General features: G+C 63.0%; 24 protein-coding genes and 1 pseudogene. 8 read left to right on the top strand and 17 right to left on the bottom strand.

Annotation, left to right across the window (positions count from 1 at the left end; genetic code table 11):
* Positions 1–36 precede the first annotated feature (36 nt).
* From F758_RS0106075 to F758_RS0106050, 5 genes and pseudogenes are all read right to left on the bottom strand, one after another.
* Positions 37–342 (bottom strand): Rossmann-fold NAD(P)-binding domain-containing protein, encoded by a 306-nt coding sequence (locus F758_RS0106075; RefSeq protein WP_024507027.1) that lies wholly within the window; start codon positions 340–342, stop codon positions 37–39.
* Positions 343–418: 76 nt separating this feature from the next.
* Positions 419–1,172 (bottom strand): annotated as a pseudogene (locus F758_RS43345) (AAA family ATPase).
* A 110-nt stretch (positions 1,173–1,282) separates the two neighbouring features.
* On the bottom strand, positions 1,283–2,143 hold the full coding sequence (locus tag F758_RS0106060) for a PCC domain-containing protein (RefSeq protein ID WP_024507024.1): 861 nt from the start codon (positions 2,141–2,143) through the stop codon (positions 1,283–1,285).
* Between the two features lie 12 nt (positions 2,144–2,155).
* Entirely contained in the window at positions 2,156–3,784 is a 1,629-nt protein-coding gene (locus F758_RS0106055) for an acyl-CoA synthetase (RefSeq protein ID WP_051386695.1), read from the bottom strand.
* Positions 3,781–3,981 carry a hypothetical protein gene (locus F758_RS0106050; RefSeq protein WP_024507022.1) on the bottom strand — a complete coding sequence of 67 codons (201 nt, stop codon included), beginning with the start codon at positions 3,979–3,981 and terminating at the stop codon, positions 3,781–3,783. The genes F758_RS0106055 and F758_RS0106050 overlap by 4 nt, the downstream gene beginning before the upstream one ends.
* 298 nt (positions 3,982–4,279) lie before the next feature.
* Here F758_RS0106050 and F758_RS0106045 point away from each other — a divergent pair, with 298 nt between their 5' ends.
* Positions 4,280–4,555 carry a GNAT family N-acetyltransferase gene (locus F758_RS0106045; protein ID WP_024507021.1) on the top strand — a complete coding sequence of 92 codons (276 nt, stop codon included), beginning with the start codon at positions 4,280–4,282 and terminating at the stop codon, positions 4,553–4,555.
* A 72-nt stretch (positions 4,556–4,627) separates the two neighbouring features.
* Here the strand turns inward: F758_RS0106045 and F758_RS0106040 are convergent, their stop codons facing one another.
* Positions 4,628–5,044, bottom strand: coding sequence for a DUF3597 domain-containing protein (locus tag F758_RS0106040; protein WP_024507020.1), 417 nt, complete (start codon positions 5,042–5,044; stop codon positions 4,628–4,630).
* Between the two features lie 124 nt (positions 5,045–5,168).
* Positions 5,169–5,336 carry a hypothetical protein gene (locus F758_RS49295; protein ID WP_157449875.1) on the bottom strand — a complete coding sequence of 56 codons (168 nt, stop codon included), beginning with the start codon at positions 5,334–5,336 and terminating at the stop codon, positions 5,169–5,171.
* An 86-nt stretch (positions 5,337–5,422) separates the two neighbouring features.
* On the opposite strand from F758_RS49295, the gene F758_RS0106030 reads away from it, so the two are divergent.
* Together F758_RS0106030 and F758_RS0106025 are read left to right on the top strand one after the other, a co-directional pair.
* Entirely contained in the window at positions 5,423–6,334 is a 912-nt protein-coding gene (locus F758_RS0106030) for a DUF2189 domain-containing protein (protein WP_024507019.1), read from the top strand.
* 210 nt (positions 6,335–6,544) lie between these two features.
* On the top strand, positions 6,545–7,360 hold the full coding sequence (locus F758_RS0106025) for a lytic murein transglycosylase (RefSeq protein ID WP_024507018.1): 816 nt from the start codon (positions 6,545–6,547) through the stop codon (positions 7,358–7,360).
* Between the two features lie 78 nt (positions 7,361–7,438).
* Here the strand turns inward: F758_RS0106025 and F758_RS43340 are convergent, their stop codons facing one another.
* Complete coding sequence (locus tag F758_RS43340; protein ID WP_198026416.1) at positions 7,439–7,705, bottom strand: hypothetical protein; 267 nt, start codon at positions 7,703–7,705, stop codon at positions 7,439–7,441.
* Between the two features lie 738 nt (positions 7,706–8,443).
* Between F758_RS43340 and F758_RS47380 the strand changes: the two genes are divergently transcribed.
* The 3 genes from F758_RS47380 (at position 8,444) to F758_RS0106005 (ending at position 11,309) form a co-directional block, all read left to right on the top strand.
* On the top strand, positions 8,444–8,596 hold the full coding sequence (locus F758_RS47380; protein WP_084305112.1) for a DUF1127 domain-containing protein: 153 nt from the start codon (positions 8,444–8,446) through the stop codon (positions 8,594–8,596).
* A gap of 172 nt (positions 8,597–8,768) precedes the next feature.
* A complete protein-coding gene (gene trmFO, locus F758_RS0106010; RefSeq protein ID WP_024507017.1) occupies positions 8,769–10,202 on the top strand; it encodes a methylenetetrahydrofolate--tRNA-(uracil(54)-C(5))-methyltransferase (FADH(2)-oxidizing) TrmFO in 1,434 nt (477 codons plus the stop codon).
* A 3-nt stretch (positions 10,203–10,205) separates the two neighbouring features.
* Complete coding sequence (locus tag F758_RS0106005; RefSeq protein ID WP_024507016.1) at positions 10,206–11,309, top strand: serine/threonine protein kinase; 1,104 nt, start codon at positions 10,206–10,208, stop codon at positions 11,307–11,309.
* 43 nt (positions 11,310–11,352) lie between these two features.
* Here the strand turns inward: F758_RS0106005 and F758_RS0106000 are convergent, their stop codons facing one another.
* The 5 genes from F758_RS0106000 to yajC form a co-directional block, all read right to left on the bottom strand.
* Positions 11,353–12,210 carry a phytoene/squalene synthase family protein gene (locus tag F758_RS0106000; RefSeq protein ID WP_024507015.1) on the bottom strand — a complete coding sequence of 286 codons (858 nt, stop codon included), beginning with the start codon at positions 12,208–12,210 and terminating at the stop codon, positions 11,353–11,355.
* On the bottom strand, positions 12,207–12,590 hold the full coding sequence (locus F758_RS0105995) for an Mth938-like domain-containing protein (RefSeq protein WP_024507014.1): 384 nt from the start codon (positions 12,588–12,590) through the stop codon (positions 12,207–12,209). The genes F758_RS0106000 and F758_RS0105995 overlap by 4 nt, the downstream gene beginning before the upstream one ends.
* Positions 12,591–12,660: 70 nt before the next feature.
* Positions 12,661–13,686: a protein translocase subunit SecF gene (gene secF, locus F758_RS0105990; protein ID WP_024507013.1), complete on the bottom strand. Its 1,026-nt coding sequence runs from the start codon at positions 13,684–13,686 to the stop codon at positions 12,661–12,663.
* A gap of 12 nt (positions 13,687–13,698) precedes the next feature.
* Positions 13,699–15,297 carry a protein translocase subunit SecD gene (gene secD / locus F758_RS0105985; protein WP_024507012.1) on the bottom strand — a complete coding sequence of 533 codons (1,599 nt, stop codon included), beginning with the start codon at positions 15,295–15,297 and terminating at the stop codon, positions 13,699–13,701.
* A gap of 43 nt (positions 15,298–15,340) precedes the next feature.
* A complete protein-coding gene (gene yajC, locus F758_RS0105980) occupies positions 15,341–15,694 on the bottom strand; it encodes a preprotein translocase subunit YajC (protein WP_024507011.1) in 354 nt (117 codons plus the stop codon).
* A gap of 181 nt (positions 15,695–15,875) precedes the next feature.
* Here yajC and F758_RS0105975 point away from each other — a divergent pair, with 181 nt between their 5' ends.
* The gene (locus F758_RS0105975; protein WP_024507010.1) at positions 15,876–16,865 is read left to right on the top strand and encodes an ATP-binding protein; all 990 of its coding nucleotides are present in this window, start codon (positions 15,876–15,878) and stop codon (positions 16,863–16,865) included.
* 12 nt (positions 16,866–16,877) lie between these two features.
* Here F758_RS0105975 and F758_RS0105970 read toward each other — a convergent pair whose 3' ends face one another.
* Both F758_RS0105970 and F758_RS0105965 read right to left on the bottom strand, forming a co-directional pair.
* The gene (locus tag F758_RS0105970; protein WP_024507009.1) at positions 16,878–18,248 is read right to left on the bottom strand and encodes a LysM peptidoglycan-binding domain-containing M23 family metallopeptidase; all 1,371 of its coding nucleotides are present in this window, start codon (positions 18,246–18,248) and stop codon (positions 16,878–16,880) included.
* A 121-nt stretch (positions 18,249–18,369) separates the two neighbouring features.
* Complete coding sequence (locus F758_RS0105965; RefSeq protein WP_024507008.1) at positions 18,370–19,017, bottom strand: protein-L-isoaspartate(D-aspartate) O-methyltransferase; 648 nt, start codon at positions 19,015–19,017, stop codon at positions 18,370–18,372.
* A 280-nt stretch (positions 19,018–19,297) separates the two neighbouring features.
* Between F758_RS0105965 and F758_RS0105960 the strand changes: the two genes are divergently transcribed.
* Positions 19,298–19,675 carry a response regulator gene (locus F758_RS0105960; RefSeq protein WP_024507007.1) on the top strand — a complete coding sequence of 126 codons (378 nt, stop codon included), beginning with the start codon at positions 19,298–19,300 and terminating at the stop codon, positions 19,673–19,675.
* Between the two features lie 282 nt (positions 19,676–19,957).
* Here the strand turns inward: F758_RS0105960 and F758_RS0105955 are convergent, their stop codons facing one another.
* Both F758_RS0105955 and F758_RS0105950 read right to left on the bottom strand, forming a co-directional pair.
* Entirely contained in the window at positions 19,958–21,217 is a 1,260-nt protein-coding gene (locus tag F758_RS0105955; protein WP_024507006.1) for an MFS transporter, read from the bottom strand.
* Positions 21,218–21,315: 98 nt separating this feature from the next.
* A complete protein-coding gene (locus F758_RS0105950; protein ID WP_024507005.1) occupies positions 21,316–22,236 on the bottom strand; it encodes an alpha/beta fold hydrolase in 921 nt (306 codons plus the stop codon).
* Between the last annotated feature and the right edge of the window lie 13 nt (positions 22,237–22,249).

The raw sequence follows: 22,249 nt of genomic DNA, 5'->3' as shown, positions 1-22,249 counted from the left end.
AGCCGCGCCTTACCGCCGGAGAAAAGCCCTACACCATCAGCTTCCGCCGTCGATCTTCTCGCCACCCACCAGCGTTGCGATCACCTGCGCGATCCGCACCTGCCCCTTACGCGCGTTGGCACCATGGTTGGCAAAATCGATCCAACCTTTGTTGAACCCATCCAGCATCTGCATGCGCGGCAGCGGGTTCTTCATAGCCTGCTTACGGAAGATCGCTTCCCAGTCGCTGCGCGGCACCGCCCTCGCCTCGACCATCTTGCCGAGCGTCTTGGCGAACGCCGCAGCGATGTTGTTGGGGCTGACGCGCACGGCGGCCTCAAGTTCGGCGGAGTTGCTTGGCATCACGCCGTCCGGGATCAGTCGCGCGGTGTCGCGGCTGGAGGATCGGGTTGGCGTGCGCCTGTTCGCGAACTCGATCTCATTCCGCCAGCGCCGCCTCGACGAAACCGATCGGATCCTCGCAGAACTCGCGCGTCACCTTGAAATGATCCGTCTCCCGCACCGTCACTGGCTCGAGCCCGTATTTCGAGAGGCGCAGCAGCGTCGCATTGGGGTAGGCCATCAGCATCGGCGAATGCGTGGCCATGATCACTTGACAGTAGCCGGACTCGTCCATGCGCTGCATCAGCTTCAAAAATTCCATCTGGCGCGCCGGCGACAGCGCCGACTCCGGTTCATCGAAGATGTAGATGCCCTGGCGTTGGCAGCGCTCATTGAAGAAGCGCAGAAAACCCTCGCCATGAGAATAGGAGAGAAAATCAGGCGGTTCTGCACTGACGCGTCCAAATGTCTGGCTACGGAGAAAAACGTCTCGGCGCGGAAGAACCAGCCTTTGGTGACCTTCGGCAGGCAGGCGGCACGAAGTGCCTCCGACAAATCACCGCCCATCACTTCAAGGGCATTGGAATGATCGACCGTCCTGTATCCCTTACCGCCCCGGCGCCGTCATAGCCAGCCAGCTCCGCGATACCCTCGAGCAGCGTGGATTTGCCGGCCCCGTTCTCCCCGACGATGATGGTAATGGCGCGGTCGAAGCGGATCTCGAAATCGTCGTGAAGGAAGGGAAGACAGAACGGGTAGGCCTTGCGATCGGGAATGGACGCCGGATCAAGCCAAAGCCGCTTCAGATAGGGCGCCGGCAGATTGGTGTCGCGCTGCTTCCTCGAACTCATGAACCCAAGCCCCCAGGCATTCGCAATGCTCAGCCCGAGGTTGTGGCACATTCTTGCGAACGTAACAAGAACATTTGCCAGGCAATTCCGTCAATTCCTAGGTTGGCCGCCTAACCCAACGCCTCCACCACCAGCTCCATGGTCATCAGGATCGGGTTATCGCCGCGGGCAAGCCGCCCTTCCGCCAGACCTCCCGTAAAGTCGACCAGAGCTATATCGAGCTGGGCCTCCAGCGCTCCATCGGCCGCGGGGAGAACGTGGCCCGAGGTCACCGTCAGCTCGGTCGCAAAGGGTTCAACCGCGCGGCCATCGGCAAATCGCGCCCCGATGGTCGAGCCAACCCCGCCGCGAATTCGGGCCGCAGTGATGCCGTGCGCGCGGCAGAAGGTTTCCAAACTGCCAGCAAAATCCTGGTTGGGGCGCAGCCGCAGCGCGAAGGCGCGGGTGATTGCGTCCACTCCCCTCGCCTCGCTCGGGACCGGACCAAACAATTTGAAATTGGTCTCCGGATCCGGCTCAGCCTTGAATACGGCGCCGTCGATACCGAAGGCTTCCACCTCGAACGGTTCGGCAACGATGGTCTCTTCGGGCAGGATGTGGCCGCCGTTCACACGGCCATGAGCCTCGAGCCACATGCCGTGACAATGGAAGAACGGTGCGCCATCGCGCTCGCCGAACGTCATGGTCGCGTGTTTGAACCAGACCTGGCCCTTCGGACGGAAAACGTCGCTGTAGAACGCCGCGTTCTCGCCGGTCTTGGCCAGCGCCGGCATCACATAGGCGAACGGGCCGAGCGCCCCGCCCCTGATGTTCAGCGTGCCGCCCGCAAAGCCCTGCGACGCGAAGGCGCGACGCGCGGCTTCCAGCAACGGAATGCCGGCTTCAAGCGTGAAGGCAAAGCCGCGGCCGCGCGCTTCGACCCACTGGATGCGCTCGGGATTCGGCGGGCCCGGCTGTTTGACCTCGCGCATCGCTCGCCCGCGTCAGCTCGCTTGCTTTGCAATATCAAGCAGCCCGCGCGCCTCCAGTTCGTCGCGCACCATCCGCTTCGGGATCTTGCCGTAACCCGATTTCGGCAAGGCCTCCCAGAAGAAGAAGCGCTTGGGCATCTTGTAGCGCGGCACCTTCTGCGAGAGAAACGCCGCCATCTCGGCCTCGCTCACCGGCTGTGCGCCCTCGCGCGGCACGCAGACGGCAACGCCAACCTCGCCCCAGACCGGATCGGGCACGCCGAGCACGGCGACCTCGCCCACCGCAGGATGGGTGAGAATCTTCTCCTCGATCTCGCGCGGATAGATGTTGGAGCCGCCGGAGATGTACATGTCGGAGGCACGGCCGGTGATGTAGACAAACCCCTCCTCGTCCATATGGCCGAGGTCGCCGGTGCGAAACCAGCCGTCGCGGAACGCCTTCGCATTGGCTTCGGGATTGTTGTAATAGCCCGCGAACACCGCCGGACCGATGACGCAGATCTCGCCGGTCTCGAAGGCCTTGAGCTCGCGCCCCTGATCGTCCTGGATCGAGACCTGCATACCGGTGCGCTCATAGCCGCAACTGCCGATCTTCGCATGCGGCCCGTCGTCCTCGAAATGCAGCGCGGTCGGCAGCACCGTGATGTTGCCGGTGACCTCGCCGAGCCCGAAATATTGCACCAGCACCTTGCCGAGCTTCTTCAGCGCGGCCTTCTGATCCTCGCGATACATCGGCGCACCGGCATAGATCACATAGCGCAGCGACGAGTGATCATACTGGTCGACCGCGGGATGCTCGACCATCATCTTCAAGATCGTCGGCACGGTGAAGAGATTACTCACCCGATGCGTCTGGATCAGCCGAAAGGCTTCCGCGATGTCGAAGCGCTCCGTCGGCAGCAAAATCGTCGGCACGCCGCGCGCGGTCTGCATGAGCTGATGCACGCCGGCGCCATGAGAGAGTGGCGCGACAACCAGCGAAGCGTCGGCTTCCGTAGTGCCGGGCGTGAGATCGGCGAGATGGTTGGTGACGACAAACCCCATCTGGCCATGGGTCAGCACCGCCGCCTTGGAGCGGCCGGTCGTGCCGGACGTAAAGAAGAACCAGCAGGGATCATCGTGCTCCACCGCGGCGTTCGGCACGGCGGCGCCGGCATGCGCGGCAATCGCCTCGCGCAGCGAGCGCTCACCGAAGCCGCCGTCGGGGCCGATCCGCCAGGTGAAATCAGGGCCAGAAACGGCGGCCGCATGATCGGGGAAATCGCCATGGCACAAGAATGCCTTCGCGCCCGAGGCGCTCGCGAGATAGGCGACCTCGTCCGGCATCAGGCGGAAATTGGTGGGCACCCAGACCGCACCGAGACGGAAGGCCGCGAACATCGACCAGAACATCTCCTCGCAATTCTTGGAATGCACGAGGATGCGGTCGCCCTTGTTAATCCCGCGCGCGGCAAGCGCAGCCGCAAGCGCCGATACTTCCGCATCGATCTGCCGCCAACTCCAGGATTTGTCGGCCCATATGAACCCATCCCGATCACCAAGCCGGCGCGCATTCTGGGTCAGCATATGCGCGAGGTTCATCACCCGGCGCGACATCCGCAACTGTCCGCTGGGGGTAGTAGCTGACGTGCTCTCACTCATTTGCGTCCCATCCATGCGCCAGCCGCGATCAGGACGATGCCGACCACGCCGGAGACAATGCCATGTTTGACATGCACCCGCATTCCGCCTGCTTCATGTCCGGGGAAGAAGGCCGGCAACTGCCCCGCGGGCACCAGAACGTAGACGGCGGCGGCGATCAGGAGAACGACGCCGAGCGCGGTCAGCACGAGCTTCATGGGTGTTTCCCCACCAGGGAGCGCTTGGCTGCGCTCCGCGTCGAAACGATCGATGTTCGGCTCTGTTTATCGCGAGATGGCGAGGGCTAGCAAGGGTGGCTCGGCAGTACGACAATCATGCCACACCGGAGAACCACATTGTGCGTTAGTATCTCGTCCGCCAGGCAGGCAAGTGCAGGCAGGCAACTGGAAGAGCGACGTCAGGGAGCGCCGCCGGCGGTCAGCCCTGGCCGAGGCTCAATCTGATCTCGCATCATCTGAAAGACGTGAAGAACCCGAAACAAGTCGAGCCGAATGCATGAGCGACGTCGTTAACAACAAGGCCCAACACCGCTTCGAACTCACTGTCGACGGCCATCGCGCCGACGCTTATTACAAGCTCGACGGCGATGTCATCACTTTCGCCCACACCGAAGTGCCGCCGGAACTCGGCGGCCAGGGTGTCGGATCAAAGCTCGTGAAAGGCGCGCTTGAGCAGGTGCGCGTCGAGGGGCTGAAAGTGATTGCGCAATGCCCCTTCGTCAAAGCCTATATCGGCAAGCATGCGGAGTATCAGGATTTGTTGGAAACCTAGCTGAGCATCCGGCGCCGCATGCGAAGAGCAGGCCCGCACCGGTCGCGCGGGCCTTTGTGGCCGGTGCGAAGTTCAGTGCCTGATCTCGGGCGGCAGCTTGCCGCCATTGGCCGCGAGCTTGGCCATCACCTGCTTGTGCAGCCACACGTTCATACTGGCGGAATCATTGGTATCGCCGGTGTAGCCCAATTCCTTTGCGAGCTCCTTGCGCGCGGCAAGGCTGGAATCGATATCGAGCGCCTTCATCAGGTCGACGATCGAGGTGCGCCATTCCAGCTTCTCATGGTGTGCCGCTACAGCCTTGTCCATGATCGCCGCGATATCGACGCTTTGCGGCGGTGCCGCCGGCGCCGCTTGTGTTGGCGCTGAGGGCGGCGCGGCCGAGGGGCCGCCCGCAGTCGCACCACTGCCTGCCGTGCCGCCTCCGGTCGGGGTCGCGGCGGCATGGTTGCCGAAGATCGCGCTCATGATTTTTCCGAAAACGCTCATTGTTTGGTCCCCATGGGAAAAGACAATCTGTGAAGGCTTCCAGGCGCCCGTCTGGTCAGCCGGCGGCAGCGTCGGCATCGTCCACGAGAGGTTATCTCCCTCGAGTCGATCCGCCAATACGCAGTCAATAAGCCAATTCCAGCTTACCCGAGGCAAAATGACGGCGGAATGACGCGCTCGTGTTTGCGTTGCCGCAAAGAATTTTTTTCACTGAGCCGTGAGTCATCGGCGCGGCGTTTGGGAGTATGCTCGTTTGCAAGAGTTCGCGACTGGCCTGTTCCGGTTCGCGCATGGCCAGATCAGCGATCGTTCCATCGGCGGTCGCAAGCGCCCGACCGGACGCAAAGCGTGACCGCCGCGGCAAGGGAGCTAACGGCCATGGCCAACTTCTACCAAGGCAATGTCTCTTCGCAGGTCCGCTCGGCGCAGGACAGCGCGGCGGGCCCGGCGATCCGGTCTCTCACCCTGTCCGATCTGCGCCAGGCGTTGCAGGAGGGGTGGGATGATTTTCAGGCGGTGCCCAGCCACGCCCTCTTCCTTTGCATTATCTATCCCGTGCTGGGATTGGTGCTGGCGCGCGCCGTGCTCGGCTATTCGGTGCTTCCGCTGATGTTTCCGCTCGCCGCAGGTTTCGCCCTGCTCGGGCCGTTGGCCGCGGTTCCTCTTTACGAGTTGAGCCGCCGCCGCGAACGCGGCGAGGAGGTTTCCGTCTGGGATGCAATCGAGCTGGTGCGCTCGCCCTCTTTCGGCGCCATGCTCGCGCTCGGGGCCATGCTGCTCGCTTGGTTCGTCACATGGGTTGCGACCGCGCAGGCGATCTACGTTGCCGCATTCGGCTATGCCGGGGTGACCGGCATTTCCGATTTTGTCACGCGCGTGTTGACGACGCCGCAAGGTTGGTGGCTGATCGTGGTCGGCTGTGGCGTCGGCTTCCTGTTCGCGCTGGTCGCCTTGTGCCTTAGCGTGGTCGCCTTCCCCCTGATATTGGATCGCCACACCAGCGCCGGCGAAGGCATGGTTACCTCCCTGCGCGTCACCGCCCATAACCCGGTGCCGGTCGCGGCCTGGGGCCTGATCGTCGCGGCGCTGCTCGCGTTGGGAACGCTGCCAGCTTTCCTTGGGCTGGCCGTTGTCATCCCGCTCTTGGGCCACGCGACCTGGCACCTCTATCGCAAGGCGGTCGAGATTGACCCCGATGCGCGCCCGCTCCCGCCCCGGCCCCATGTGCGGAAACCGGCCGCCGATTTCCCCGCCAATCTGTTCCCTTGGCGGCGCCGGGGCAACCCATAGGCTCACGCCTGGTGAAACAGCACCGCCGGCCGCCGCGCGACCGGCGGTGCTGTTTGCAAACAGCCAAGCATCGCGTTCTTCCGTGTCGGGATTGCTGCTCATCCTCGGAGCAGGCCTCGCATGACAAAAGCCTTGTTTTGGCCGCGGTTGCCACCGACATTTCGCTGCGCTACTCACTCACCTTCGATCGAAATTGCCTGAGGAGCTTCGATGCGTGCTCGCACTGCCCTCACTGCCCTGGTGTTGAGTGCCGCGTTGGCTTTGCCCGGAGCATCCGCGCTCGCCGCGTCCTGTGGCAATACCAGTTTCGACGCCTGGCTCGCCGACTTCAAGAAGGAGGCTGCGGGCAAGGGTGTCTCGCAAACGGCCATCGATGCTGGACTGAATGGGGTGACCCTCGACCAGGCCGTGCTGTCGCGCGACCGCTCGCAGAAAGTGTTTAGCCAAAGTTTCGAAGAGTTTTCCGGGCGCATGGTGCCGCCCCGGCTGGCGCGCGGCTCCAACATGATGAAGCAATACGGTTCGGTGCTGTCGCGAATCGAAGAGCGTTACGGCGTGCCGGGTGAAGTGCTGGTGGCGATCTGGGGGCTGGAGACGGATTTCGGCGTCAACACCGGCAAATTTCCGACCATCCGCTCGCTTGCAACCCTCGCCTATGATTGCCGTCGCGCTGACCAATTTCGTGCCGAGTTGATGGATGCGCTGCGAATCGTCGAGCGCGGCGACCTGACGCCCGCCGAAATGCGCGGCGCTTGGGCCGGCGAAATCGGCCAGACCCAGTTCATGCCGTCGTCCTGGATGAAGTTCGCCGTCGATTTCGACGGCAACGGCCGGCGCGACCTCATGCACAGTGCGCCCGATGTCCTCGCGTCAACCGCGAACTATCTCGCGAGCTATGGCTGGCAGCGCGGTAAGGATTGGGAGCCCGGCAGCCCGAATTTCGCGGTGTTGCAGCAGTGGAATAAGAGCGAAGTTTATGCGCGCACGGTCGCCTACTTCGCCACTCAGCTCGCCCACGCCCCCTAAGAATAAGAATTTGCTAAAAGAGATTGCCAGCGCGCATTGGGCCGATCGCCACGCAACCGGCCCCTTACGCGAATAGGCTTACTTGGCCGTCGTCGTCTGCATCGCCTTGGTAAGATGAGCGCCGCACGCCGCCATCTTGCCGTTCAGCATCGAGTCCTGAGCAGCCGCGATTTCCTTCTCCGCCGCCCACTTGCTATCGCCATCCGCCATAGCTTCGACCGCCGACTCCGCCTTGCCGAAGTTTGGCCCACTACACCCGACTGCGGACAATTTGGCAGCCTGCGCTGGAACGACTGCAAAAGCGACTGCAGCGACAACCGCTGCCCCGAGTAACTTTTTGATCATGTTACTTTCCATTTTTTGAGAACGGACCCGGCGACATTGCCGGATTCCGCGAAATCATTTTTCGCTGATGGTTCCCAAACTTCGGAATGAAAATCGCGCGATGCAAATGTGATCGGCGTGTGCCGCAGAGCCTTATGCACGCAACGATTGCTTCGCGTCACGACCCGGCAGAGGAGGTCGTCCATTCGCGTCAGCGTCTACGACTCGCTCCCAGCGGCCGAGATCAATTCTACGACGATCAGCTCTGCTCCGATCAATGGGCCGCGAGCGCTGGACGCCAGCAAGCCCGCCTGCGAGTTTCGTCTCCGCGTCGCCGATATTGGGAGTCGGTTCCCGGCAAAGAAACTCTCAGTGTACTCAAGGAATATTCTTAATATTCATTTTTTGTACAACTTCTGTATGCGAATCGCGCATGCGCGGGCAAGCTTAGCGCCAGCGCGAGGCGCAATGCCGCAGCTTGTGGCGCTATATTACCGTCAGTATCTGTGGTGATGGCACGGCTGTTACGCAGTTGCGGTAATCACATGATTTCACGAAACTATTCTACAGATTTGATCTGAATCTTGGTCACTTTTGTGCACCGCGCCAAGAGCTTAATAAGAGCTTACTGGCGACATGCGTTTTCGGCTTAGCTGCACCGCAACATAAGCGCTACCGAGCCGAGGAACTCTCTTCTATATTCATTTCAACGATGAGGCTTCCCTCCAAGAGCTGAATCATAATACAAGGAGACTACCCATGTTGCTCTCGCTCATCCGGATGATCCAGGCGTTCCGGGAGTATCAGCGCAATGTTGCCGAACTGTCGGCGCTCAGTGACCGCGAGCTGGCCGATATTGGCTTGGATCGCTCGGACATTCCGCGCGTTGCAGCCGGCAATTACAACGGCTGATCGCGTTCCGACGCCCCGAAATTCGAACCGATGGATAACGCCCGCGCTCAGCGGGCGTTATCATGTGCGGGAAACCGCCTCGGACAGCCTACGATCCTAATTTTTCGCGTATCCACTTTTCTGGATCACACGCCAGATGCGTTTGGATTAAAAACGCGCTAACCCTCCGCCCATGAGCGGGACCCAATCTTCTTCTGACGTTGTCCACATTATCGGCGCGGGCCTTGCGGGCTCCGAGGCTGCTTGGCAGGTCGCCGAGCGCGGCATCCGCGTCACCCTGCACGAAATGCGCCCCTTGCGCATGACCGAAGCGCACCGCACCGACGGCTTGGCCGAACTCGTCTGCTCCAATTCCTTCCGCTCCGATGATGCCGCCAACAATGCCGTCGGACTCCTGCACGCCGAGATGCGCAGGCTTGGCTCGCTCATCATGCGTGCAGCCGATGCCAATCAGGTGCCTGCGGGTGGAGCGCTCGCGGTCGACCGCGAGGGATTTTCCGCGGCTGTGACCAAGGCGCTGCATGCCCATCCGCTGATCCAGATCGAACGGGGCGAGATCGCCGGCCTACCGCCGTCGGACTGGGGCAATGTGATTGTTGCGACGGGGCCCCTTACCTCGGCAGCCCTCGCCGATGCTATCCGCGAACTGACCGATCAGGACGCGCTCGCCTTTTTTGATGCGATCGCGCCGATCGTACACAAGGATACGGTCGACATGTCCGTGGCGTGGTTTCAATCGCGCTACGACAAGGCCGGGCCTGGCGGCAGCGGCGCCGACTACATCAATTGCCCCATGACCGAGGAGCAGTACGGCGCCTTCGTGGACGCGCTGCTTGCCGGCGAGAAGACCGAATTCCACGACTGGGAGACCAAGACGCCCTATTTCGACGGCTGCCTGCCGATTGAAGTGATGGCGAGCCGCGGCCGCGAGACACTGCGGCACGGGCCCATGAAACCGGTCGGGCTCACCAATCCGCATAATCCGACCGTCAAGCCCTATGCCGTCGTGCAGCTACGCCAGGACAACAAACTCGGCACGCTCTACAACATGGTCGGATTCCAGACCAAGCTGAAATACGGGGCCCAGCAGCGGATCTTCCGGACCATCCCGGGGCTTGAGAAAGCCGAGTTCGCCCGTCTCGGCGGACTGCACCGCAACACCTTCCTCAACTCGCCAAAGCTGCTCGATAGCGAGCTGCGGCTCCGCGCGCAGCCGCGGCTGCGCTTTGCCGGCCAGATGACCGGATGCGAAGGCTATGTGGAATCGGCAAGCATCGGGCTGATCGCCGGGCTCTACGCAGCAGCGAACGCCCGCGGGCGCTCTCTGGCGCCACCCCCACCGACGACAGCACTGGGCGCCCTGCTCGGTCATATCACTGGCGGCCACATTGAAACGATCGAGCCGGGCGCGCGCTCGTTCCAGCCGATGAATATCAATTTCGGTCTGTTCCCGCCGCTCGCGGCATCCCCGACCAAGAAAGCCGACGGCACGCGGCTGCGCGGCAACGAAAGGACGGTCGCCAAAAAGCAGGCCTTAAGCGCCCGGGCGCTGGCCGATATCGACCGCTGGATCAGCGACAATCTGCACATTGCGGCGGCGGCATAGACGATGAGCCTGCCAAAGAACGACGCTGCGGTGCTCTCGGCGCGCTGGATCGAGGGCGTGCTGCTCAAGCGGGACGTATTTTCAACCGTCGAACGGGGACGCCTCCGGATTGACGACCGCGAGACCGATGCGGTGCTGCGCCGGCTCGATCAGGTGCCCTGGTGGTCGTTCCTGCTGGCGCGCCATTTGTTTGCGCGCGAACGCAAGGCGCTATCGCGCGCAAAAGGCCTGGAGGTTGGCCCTGAACTGCTCTGGGCCGGCAGACGAGCGCTGGTCCGCGGCTTCATCGATGGCGTCGCGCTGCATTTGGCAAAGCCCTATGGCGACATCGACTACTTCCGCTCAGCCAAGGTCACGTTGCATCGATTACATCGCGCCGGCATCTGCCATAACGATCTGGCCAAGGAGCAGAACTGGCTGGTCGGCCGCGACGGGCGGGCTTATCTCACCGATTTTCAGCTTGCCGCCTGCTTCCGTAAACGCAGCCGGCTGTTCCGCATCGCAGCTTACGAGGATCTGCGGCATCTGCTTAAGCACAAGCGCAGCTACGCGCCGCACGCACTCACGCCGAGCGAGAGGAAGATTCTCGCGCGCAAATCTTTCGTCGCCAGTCTCTGGCTCGCCACCGGCAAGAAAGTCTATCGCGCCATTACCCGCGGGCTCTTCAATTTCACCGATCGTGAGGGCGGCGGCCGCCGCCTCGTGAACGACGCGCCGGTCCTGGCCGACTTGATCCGCAAGAACCCCGCCGTGCGCGATACCGCGATTGTCGCCTTCGCCGATCGACGCTCCGGCGTTGGGCTCTACGCCTTTGTCGAGGCCGATCGCGCGGCGCTCGAATCGCAATTGCGCAGCGAGCTCGCCGCGGCGAAGGGACCCAAGCCACCCGAGCACATCCAGGTGGTGCATGCGCTACCGCGCGACGCCAGCGGCCGGCCACGCACCGAGATCCTGCAACTTGTGGCGATGAACCAGCTCGATCTGATCGAGCCGATGATGGCGAGCGACGCCGACCTCGCCTTCCTGAAGGACATCCTGGAGCAGCGGAAAAACCTGCGTGACCGCTTCAACTTTGAGACAAGCGAGCTGAAACTGCCCTTGCACTGAATGACCTGAAGCGCGTGCGGCTTCGATGGCTACGAATCGAGGGTTACGAAAACGTCTTCGACCGCGACGCACGCCACAACGTCCAGAGCGTCGACAGTCGCGACGGCGTTTGCGGCGCGAAGGGATCGTGATCCGCCCGTGACAGCCGCGCCAGGTCGCGCTTGACGATGGCGAGCGGCAGGAACACCGGCCTCACCTCGTTCGGCACGTCGGCAAGCAAGGTGGAGGCGGTATCAAGGTGCTGCCGGGCCTCGCCGAGCAGTTCGTCGATCGCGGCACGCAGGCGCGGTGTCTGCTTGCCGCCGAAAGCCTCATCGAGGTCGCTGCCCTGTGCTGTCAGAAGTTGCTGAGGCAGAAACAATTGGCGACGCGAGGCATCGTAAGGCAACCTTGCGATCACCCGCACAATGCCCTCCGCAAGTCCGGCATGCCGCGCCAGATGATCGATCTGCGGCAAGGGCGGAGCCACGATCCGCGCAGCCAGCGCGAACAGCGCCGACGAGGTGTCGTTGAGATAGCTCTCCAGCGCTGCCAGCGTCGGCATCGGATCGTTGTAGAGATCGAACTGATGCTCCTCGATCAGGCGCAACAGGATGTCGACCGGAAGATTGGAGCTGCCGATGGCCAACAACAGTTCCGCAGCGACAGGATTGCCTTCAACGCCGCCACGGCCCTGCCCCGCAAGCATATCGCTCCACCATTGCAGGCGGATTTCCCCAGGCAGAGGTTGCGTGACCTGGTCATGCACCCGGGTGATTTCGACGTTGAAGGCATAAAGTGCGAGCAGCGCACGACGTTGCTCCGCAGGCAGAAAAATGGTTGCGGCGTAGCGGGCAAAGTCATGGCTGCGCACCAGGTCGGCGCAGAACGCCGCATCGTCCTTGGCGTCATTCGCGCTCATGGCACCGCAATCAAGGCCGCCGCGACGCGCCGCCGCTCACCGATCATGATGTTGTAAGTGCGGATCGCCGGTCCAGTTTGCATCGTGTCCAGGACCACCCGCACGTTGCGCAGCGCGTTGCGCAGCTCCGCCGGCGGCAACCAGACCGCATTGCCTGTGCCGACGATGAGGGTGTCAATCGAGTTCGCGGCCTCAAAGACACGCGCCAGAGAATATTTGTCGATCTGTTCGGGCCTGGTCACGTCCCAAGCCCAGACTGCATCGGGCAGGCACAGAAGCGAGCCGCGATGCGACATCCCGGCAAAAGCAAACCCGCCATTGCCATAGGCGTCGATAGCCGCCGAGCGCGGAAGATGGGGAGCGTCGGATGCGTTGGGCATGATCGGTCCGAAAGACGAGCTTCCTGCCTCAGGGTCAAGTCCTGAAGCGCCATTTTCGGTCCATGCGCCGCTATTTCTTTGCCGGCCTGTCGGGCTTCTTGGCAGGTGCCTCCGGCGCGTCGGCCCGCTGGGTGCCGACGCCGAGATAGATCAGGACCGGCGCCGCGATGAAGATCGACGTGTAGGTTCCGACCAGCACCACGCCGAACATCATCACGGCGGTAAAGCTGTGAATGGCCTGTCCCCCGAACAACAGCAGCGCGAGCAGCGCCAGCGTCACCGTGACGTGGGTGATGATCGAGCGCGACAGCGTCGAGTTGATCGACTCGTTCAAGAGCTGCGGCATCGGCATTTTCTTGTAGCGCCGCAGCATTTCGCGGATCCGGTCATAGATGACGACCGTATCGTTGAGTGAATAGCCGAGAATGGTCAGCAGCGCCGCGATGCTGGTGAGGTCGAAATCGACCTGCGAGATCGACATGAAGCCGATGGTCAGCACGATGTCATGCACGTTGGCGATCATGGCGCCAAGCGCGAACTGCCACTCGAAGCGGAACCAGAGATAGACCAGGATCGCCATGATCGCGAGCATCAGGCCGATCATGCCGTAGGCCAGAAGCTCGCCGGAGACGCGCGGCCCAACCACCTCGACGCGACGATAGTCGACAGAATCGCCGAGCGCGCCACGGACCTTGTTCACCGCCTCCTGCTGCGCGGCATCGCCGCCCGGCTGCTCGGCAACGCGGATCAGAACCTCGTCCGGTCCGCCGAACTGCTGCAATTGCACTTCACCGAGGCCCAGCGCGTTCAGGCTCGATCGCATGCCTGCGATATCGGCCACGCCCGACTTGGCCCGGACTTCGAGGAGCGTGCCGCCCCTGAAATCGATGCCGAAGTTCAGGCCGTGGGTGAAAAAAAGCGTGATCGCCACGATCGACAGCATCGCCGAGATCGGGAAGCTGATGCGGCGGAACCGGGTGAAGTCGAAATGCGTGTTATCGGGAACGATGCGTAGCGAGGGCAGGAGGCCGAACGCGCTGACGACGGTCAGCACGGCAATGAGAACGGCGAGAGAGATCAGAACGATGTGAGTCACAGCCGCAATTTCCTAGATCGGCACGGTTTGTGGCCGCTTCCAGCGCACCCACCACGCCACGATCAGTCGGGTCAGGGTGAAAGCGGTGAAAACCGTGGTGAGAATGCCGATGCCGAGCGTCACGGCGAAGCCGCGCACCGGGCCGGTGCCGATATAAAACAGGACCGCGGCGGCGATGAAGGTGGTGATGTTGGAGTCCAGAATCGTCGCCAGCGCCCGCTTGAAGCCGGCGTCGATCGCGGAAATTGCGTTGCGGCCGCCGCGCAACTCCTCGCGGATACGCTCATAGATCAGCACGTTGGAGTCGACCGCAATACCGACGGTCAGCACGATGCCGGCGATGCCGGGCAAAGTCAGCGTCGCATTAAGCAGCGACAGCAGCCCGAAGATCATGGCAACGTTCACGAGCACGGCGATATTGGCGAACAGACCGAACAGGCGATAGGTCAGGAGCATGAACACCACGACCATGATCGCGCCGACATAGGCGGCGAGCTTGCCCTTCTCGATCGAGTCCTGGCCGAGGCCCGGCCCCACGGTGCGTTCCTCGATCACCGTCAGCGGCGCGGGCAGCGCGCCGGCCCGCAGCAGGATCGCCAGATCGTTGGCCGATTGGACAGTGAAATTTCCGGAAATCTGGCCCTGACCGCCGGTGATCGGTTCGCGGATCACGGGCGCGGAAATGACCTCATTGTCCAGCACGATAGCGAAGGGCTGCCCGACATTCTCGGTCGTTGCCTGCGCAAACTTGCGCGACCCCGCCGAGTTGAATTTGAAACTCACCACCGGCTCGCCCGTGCGCGGATCGAACGCCGTTTGTGCGTCCGTCAGATCGCCGCCGGAAACCAGCACCTGCTTCTTGACGACATAGGGCACCTTCGGCGACGACGCGCTCATCAAGAGCTCGGAATCCGACGGCAATTGGCCCTGCTGCGCCTGTTCCGGCGACACGCTGGTGTCGACCATACGGAATTCCATCTTGGCGGTCTTGCCCAGCAATTGTTTCAGCCGGGTTGGATCCTGCAGGCCCGGAACCTGCACGAGGATGCGGTCAGTGCCTTGCCGCTGAATCACCGGCTCGACCGTCCCGAGCTGGTTGACGCGGCGCTCGACGATCTGGATTGACTGCTCGATGGTCTGGCGGATGCGCTCGTTGATCGCTGCCTGCGGCACCGTGAGGCGGATCAAGCCGCCGCCGGCCTCGGTGACCTCGACCGAGCGCTGGCCGCTCGAGCCCAACAGCCCGCCCAAGGGCTGCGACAAATCCCGCAGTTTGCCAAGCGCTGCCTGAACATCGCTATCTTTGACGCGCACCTCGACAGCATCGCCACGGGTAGCAAGCCCGGTATAGCCGATCCTTGCCTCGCGCAGGGTGCGCCGCACATCATCGCGGATCTGATCGAGCTTGTCCTTCTTCACGTAGTTGGAATCGACCTCGAGCAAGAGATAGGAGCCGCCCTGCAGATCGAGGCCAAGCACGAGACGGCGCTGTGCCCACAGCGGCCAGTTCTTCACCGTCGCTTCAGGGAAAAAATTCGGCACTGCGAAGAGGCACACGATTAGCGCCGTCAGGATGATGCCGAGCGCCTTCCACCGCGTGAAATACAACATCGAGTTGACTCTTTAAGAAACAGAATGTGGACGAGAAACGCGATCAGCTCGCAGCCTCGTCCTTGGCCTCGCTCTTGGCCGGCTCGCCCTTTGCCCGCACGCCAGAGATCATCTGCCGCATTTGCCGGACCCGGACGCCATCGGAAATCTCGAATTCGATCTGATCGTCATCGACGACCTTGGTCACCTTGCCCACCAGCCCGCCAGAGGTCACCACCGTGTCGCCCCGGCGGATGTTCTTGACGAGGTCGGCATGGTCGCGGACCTTCTTCTGCTGCGGGCGCAGGATCAGGAAATACATGATCACGAAGATCAGCGCGAATGGCAGAAGCGACATCAACATGCTGTTAGTGTCGCCGCCAGCCGCGGCCTGAGCATAGGCGGGGGTAATCAGCATCGGGCAATCCTTTGTGGGACGGCAACAAGCCGGCAAGGCCTCAAGAAGGCGCCGGCTCCGGGAAATTTGCGCGGACTATAGCGGTCGCAGTCCCAATTGCAACGCCGCCCGCCCCTGATTTGGGGCGGCTTGCGGCCATTGAAAAGGCTCGATAAAGGCTGCGCCGTCAGGAAACTCACTTATGTCAAAAAAGCCCCAAAAAACTGCCTCCGCACCCGCGCTCAAGGCGATGCCGCGGAAATCCGCCAAACCCGCGACAAAACGCCCAACCGCGTCAAGCGCGCCTGCCGCATCAGGCAAAGATGACAATGCGGCAAGAATCGCCGCCGCGCTCGAAGCCATCGCGGCGCACCTTTCCGCGAACGCGCCCGCGCCGCTCTCATCCGACTCCTTCGCGGACGCCGACGCCTTCGTCTGGCACCCGAACGGACGGTTGACCAAGGTCCCGCGTGTCAGCCGCGTCGAGCTGACCCTGCTCAAAGGCATCGACCGCATGCGCGACATCCTGATCGAGAATACCGAGCGGTTCGCCAACGGCCTGCCCGCCAACAACGCCCTGCTCTGGGGCGCCCGCGGCATGGGCAAATCCTCGCTGGTGAAGGCTGCCCATGCCACCATCAATCTCGACCGCAAGCCCGCCGACCGGCTGAAGCTGATCGAGATCCACCGCGAGGACATCGAGAGCCTGCCGACGCTGATGGAGCTTCTGCGCAGTTCCGATTTCCGCTTCATCGTGTTCTGCGACGACCTCTCGTTCGACGGCAACGACGCCTCCTACAAGTCGCTGAAGGCGGTGCTGGAGGGCGGCATCGAGGGCCGGCCCGACAATGTAATCCTCTACGCCACCTCCAACCGCAGGCACCTGCTCGCGCGCGAAATGATCGAGAACGAGCGCTCGACTGCGATCAATCCGGGCGAAGCCGTCGAAGAGAAGGTCTCGCTCTCCGACCGGTTCGGACTGTGGCTCGGCTTCCACCGCTGCAGCCAGGACGAATATCTCGCCATGGTGAAGGGCTATTGCCGGTATTTCGGCATCGAGCTCGCCGAGGAAGAGCTGGAGCACGAAGCTCTGGAATGGGCGACCACCCGCGGCTCCCGCTCGGGTCGCGTGGCCTGGCAATTCACGCAGGAATTGGCCGGACGGTTGGGCGTCAAGCTGAGCGGCAAATGAGGCGCCAGCGCCTCACGCCCCGTTCAGGAACTGCAAGGGATCGACCGGCGTCGATCCCTTGCGGATCTCGAAGTGGAGCTGCGGCGAGGCCACTTCACCCGACTGGCCGGATTTGGCAATCACCTGGCCACGCTTGATCGTATCCCCGCGTTTGACCAACACCTCACTCGCATGGGCATATGCGGTGACATAGCCGTTGGCATGCCGCACCAGGACCAGATTGCCATACCCCTTCAATTCATTTCCCGCGTAAGCGACGACGCCGTCCTCCGCGGCCTTGACCGGCGTACCCTCGGGCACTGCGAGGTTGATGCCGTCATTGGACTTGCCGTTGGTCTTGGCGCCGTAGCTCGCGATCACCTTGCCGCGCACCGGCCAGCGGAACGTCGGCAGCGCACCGGTGGCCTCGCTGGCCTTGACCGGGCTCTCAGGCGCGCCGTCCTCGGCGGCCGGGCTCGCCTGGGCAAGCCGCGCGGTCTGCTGCGGAACCGCTGCCGCGAGCTTGGGCGCGGCCACAGGCGCAGCGGCAATCTGCTGCGGCGCTCCAGCCGCAACCGGAGCGGCGATTGCCGGCGCCGCGGCGATCGCCTTAGCCGGGACGGTCAGCCGGGTGCCGAGCTTGAGCTTGGCGCCAGTGTCGAGATGATTGGCCCGGGCAAGTTCCACCACCGAGACGTGGTACCGGCGGGCGATGCTGTGCAGGGTGTCGCCGGAGTTGACCACATGAATGCCGGGCGCGGCAGCCACAGCCGCCGGTTTGGCCGCCGGCGCCACAGGCGCAAGGGCGGGCGCAGCGGCCGGAATCGCTGCGGCAGTCTCAGTCGGCTGCGGAATGATAAGCGACTGTCCGGGCGACAGCGTCCGCGGCCCCTTGTAGCCATTGGCGGCCAGGATCGCCGCCGGTGTCACGTGATAACGATGCGCCAGCACCTCCAGCGTGTCGCTGGTGCCGACGATCACCTTGATATGGGTCGGCGGACGACTAGCGGCGACAGAACGCGGCGGCACGGTACCGGTCGCCTCGAGCCTGGGCTGGGGCGGCGGCGTATAGGACGCCACGCCCCGTCCCCCACCGGACACGCCGGCGCTCGCGGTCGGATAGGACTGCGGCGCGGCAACTACCGGCGGAGCGCCGGCGGATGACCCATAAGAGGATTGCGGCCGGGCATATTGCGGCAACTCGTGCCGTTCGACCTGCGGCGCGGGCGCGGCGGCGACCGAGCCGGTGGCTTCCTGCTGCGAGGCAAAGGGATTGGAAAAACCGCCCTGGGACAATCGCGTCGACATGTCGGCGCTGCAGCCGGCAAAAGCGAACGAGATCAGCGTCAACGCCGCAGCATGCGGTACGCGGCGTGCGCAAAGCAACTCGGCAACACGGGACATGGTTACTCACTCGTACGCAACAAAATACCGATTTGAGTAAACACATTCCCAGTAAACAAGCGCTTAACCCTGCGAGTAAGATCTTGGCGGGCCAGCCGATCCGGCACTCTGAGCTGCCGCTTCAGAGTTCTTTGGCGACGCCCGGAAGCGCCGGCACGAAGCGCACATCGACCAGCTCCTTGCGGTCGAAGCCGGTCTCGGTCCTGACGATGCGAACCAGCGTCTGGACGCCGTGCGGCGGCCCCACCGGCGCGATCAGGATGCCCTCGGGCTCGAGCCGCTGCATCAGTTCGTCCGGGATCTGCGCCATGGCCGCCGTGACGATGATACGGTCAAACGGACCGAGTTGCTCGGGCACGGCAAAACCGTCGCCCAGCATGACCTCGATGTTGTGGTAACCGAGATCCTCCAGCCGTCGGCGCGCGCCGTCCGCGAGCGTCCGGAAGCGCTCCATGGTCACCACATGGCCGGCGAGGCGCGACAGGACCGCGGCCTGGTAGCCCGAGCCTGTACCGATCTCGAGCACCCGGTGGCGCTTTTGCAGCTTGAGCTGCTCGGTCATGTAGGCGACCACGAAGGGTTGGCTGATGGTCTGTCCGCAGGCAATGCCGAGCGCAGTATCGCAATAGGCATCGGCACGATCGGTCTGCTCGACAAACGACTCCCGCGGCACTTCCTCCATGGCGCGCAACACCGCCTGATCGCTGATGCCGCGTCGCCGCAGCGTCAACTGGAACATCATCTTTTCCGGAGGAGTGGTCGCCGACATTTGGCTCTCGCTCTTGCGCAACCTCTCGTGAAATCTAACGAGATCGGCCGGACAAGGTTGACGTGAGATGGGCGGATACACGCAATCCCATGGCCCCGAATCAGTGTTCCGTCCTAGGAACCCGCCGTGCTAACTTGACGTTTAATGCGTTAGCGATCAATGCGCTCGTTCGGCCGACGATGCCACGGGCGATGGGCGGGTTTTCAGGCAATGTTGGCGTTGCGTCCCTGGCAAAGATTTGCCAACCTTCCGATCAGGGGAATGGGCAAGGACTGACATCATGACTGCGACGCGGCCGCCGCGCGGCTCTGTGTTCCTCGTCGAAGACGAGGTCATGATCAGGATGATGGTTGCCGACATGCTTGAAGAGCTCGGCTACACGGTTGCGGCCGAGGCCGGCGAAATCAACGAGGCGATCCGGCTGGCGCAATCGACCTACTACGACCTCGCCATCCTTGACGTAAACGTGAACGGTAAGGTGATCTCCCCCGTCGCCGATCTGGTCAAGGCCCGCAACCGCCCCTTCATCTTCGCCACCGGCTACGGCTCCTCCGGCCTGCCCGAAGAATATCGCGACCGTCCTGCGCTGCAGAAGCCGTTTCAACTGGAGACGCTCGGCAGGGTGATCGACACCGCCCTACGCAACGCGCCGGCGTGATCGAGGCCGCCTGACAGACCTGGGACAGACGCTTCGCCCTTTGATGGTGGCAATGGCGGACTGGGGAACGAAGGCTCAGGAATTGGTGGTTGCAGCGTCGGAATGATGGGTCACGCGCCGCGATCCCAATCGATGGGATTGGGGTTTTCTGCGAACGTATTTCCATCGCCTCTGCAAGACCATTAACTCCCGAGCCTCGAATCTCTGAGCTGGAATCAGCTTCGAAGCGAACGCTTGCTCACGCGAAGTCGTGACAGTGACGCCGCTCGTGAGCAAATCCAGTCAACGCGCCAGCTCCGGTGTCAGATGGCGCGTGAAGAACCAGAACAGCAAGGCGATGGCGCTGATCGCACCGCCTAGCGCGCACACGCCGATCCAGCCGGCCTGCGCAAAGACGAGCGTCGAGACAACCGAACCGGTGGCGCTGCCGATCGAGTAGAAGATCATGTAGCCGGCGGTGAGCCGGCTGCGCGCCTCGGGCCGCGTGCGCAGGATCAGGCTCTGATTGGCGACATGCACCGATTGCAGGGCGAAGTCCATGGCAATGACGCAGACGATCAGGCCCCACAGCGAATGATACAGGAGCGCAGCCGGCAGCCATGAGACCAGCATGATCGATAGTGCCAGGCCCGTTGCCCATTGCGCCTTGCCCCGATCTGCAAGACGGCCGGCGCTGGTCGCACCAACGGCGCCCATCGCGCCGGCGAGACCGAACAGGCCGACCTGCGTGTGGGACAGCGAGAACGGCGGCGCACTCAGCGGCAGCACCATGGGGGTCCACAGAACGGTCATGGTCGCAAAGATCAGCAAGGCGAGCACGGCGCGAATGCGCAACACTGGTTCCTCGACGAACAGCGTGAACACTGATCCGATCAGCTCCGGGTAGGACATGGAGGCGCCGTGCACGTCCTGCCGCGGCAGCAACCTTGCCAGGACGGTCGCCACCGCCAACGTTGCGCCAGCCGAGGCAAGGTAGACCGATCGCCAGCCGAACAGGTCCGACAAGGTGCCGGAGATGGTTCGGGCAAGGAGAATCCCGATGATGATGCCGCTGGTGACGGTGCCCACTGCGCTGCCGCGCTGGCAAGGATGCGCCAGGGTCGCCGCATAGGCCACGAGGGTCTGGGTGACGACAGCGAGCAGGCCGACCGCCACCATTCCGGCGAGGAGAAGCGCACTTGTCGGCGCCACGGCGACAATGAGAAGCGCCAACACCGAGAGGAGGGACTGGCCGACGATCAGGCGTCGCCGGTTCAGCAGGTCGCCGAGCGGCACCAACAGGAGAAGCCCGAGACCATAGCCGACCTGGGTGACGCTGATGACGAGCCCGACCGTTGCGCGGCTCATCCCGAATTCGTCGGCCATCGTGTCGAGCAACGGCTGGGCGTAATAGACGTTGGCGACAGCGAGACCGCAGGCAACGGCAAACAGAAGTGCCACCCCGCGCGACAATGCGCCGGTCTCGATCGTGGCCGACGTTGCGCCGCCAACGTCCTTCACCGCTTTGCCGACAGCCGCGCCGGCTCCACCTTCGATCTGCATTGACACATTCCTTCATAGTTTCAATTTGCAACCTATCGGGGCGGAAAGATGCCCGCCTCGTTGATCCTTCGCGCGCTCTTAGTTTGCGTGGAGTGCCATCAGGTCTCTTGAACGAATGCCGAGATCAGCGTTGTGACGTCGTCCGGAGCATCCTCCAGGCAGTAATGCCCGACGCCGGCGAGACGCTTGATCGGCGCGTCGGGAAAGAGCGCGCTGAAAAGCGGCAGGAAATATTCAGCCCGGAGCGTGCGGTCGGCTTCGCCCCAGATCGCGAGCGCGGGCTTCCCACGGATCGCGCGCTCCGCGGCAGCGTCAGGCGTTTCGAATCTATGGGCACCGATCGCAAAACCCTTCGCCCAACCGATCGCGCCAAGGCAGTCGGCGGGATTCGCGAATGGCGCGCCATAGGCGGCGAGCCAAGTATCGGTGATGATCGCATTGTTCTCGAAGCCGTTGAGCTTGAGCGTACTCAGGATGTTGAAGCCGAGTTGCCCCAGCACCGGCTCCAGAGTGCCATCTGCCTCGGCTTTGGCGATCCATTGAAACCAGGGAGCGATACGCGCATTCGCGGTCACGCGGTCAACGAGATCGGCCTGGCCGAACGGCGTCGGTCCGTTGGCCGAGATCACGCGACGAATGCGGTCCGGATGCCGCGCGGCCAATGCCATCCCCACGGGACCGCCGAAATCGTGCATGACAAGGGTGATGTCGCGCAGGTCGAGCGCGACGACGAACCGCTCGAGATTGTCGATGTGATCCTGCAGCCAATAACTGCGGTGCTGCGGAGTCTCGCTCTTCCCAAAGCCCATGTGATCGGGCACGACCACCCGGTGAGTCCTGCCGAGAACCGGAACGAGGTGGCGAAACAGATAGCCCCAGGTCGGCTCGCCATGCAGGCAAAGGACCACCTCGCCGCCGCGCGGACCTTCGTCGACATAGTGCATCTGGAAGCCGGGAGCGCCGCTGAAATGCGGCGCGAAGGCAAAGGTGCCGTCGAAGGTGGCATCGGATCGGATCATTTGGGGGTCCTCA

Origin of the sequence: Bradyrhizobium sp. ARR65, from assembly GCF_000472385.1 — a bacterium.
Taxonomy (GTDB): Bacteria; Pseudomonadota; Alphaproteobacteria; order Rhizobiales; family Xanthobacteraceae; genus Bradyrhizobium.
The sequence above is the reverse complement of the archived record's forward strand: the minus strand, read 5'-3'. Positions and strand labels throughout refer to the sequence as shown.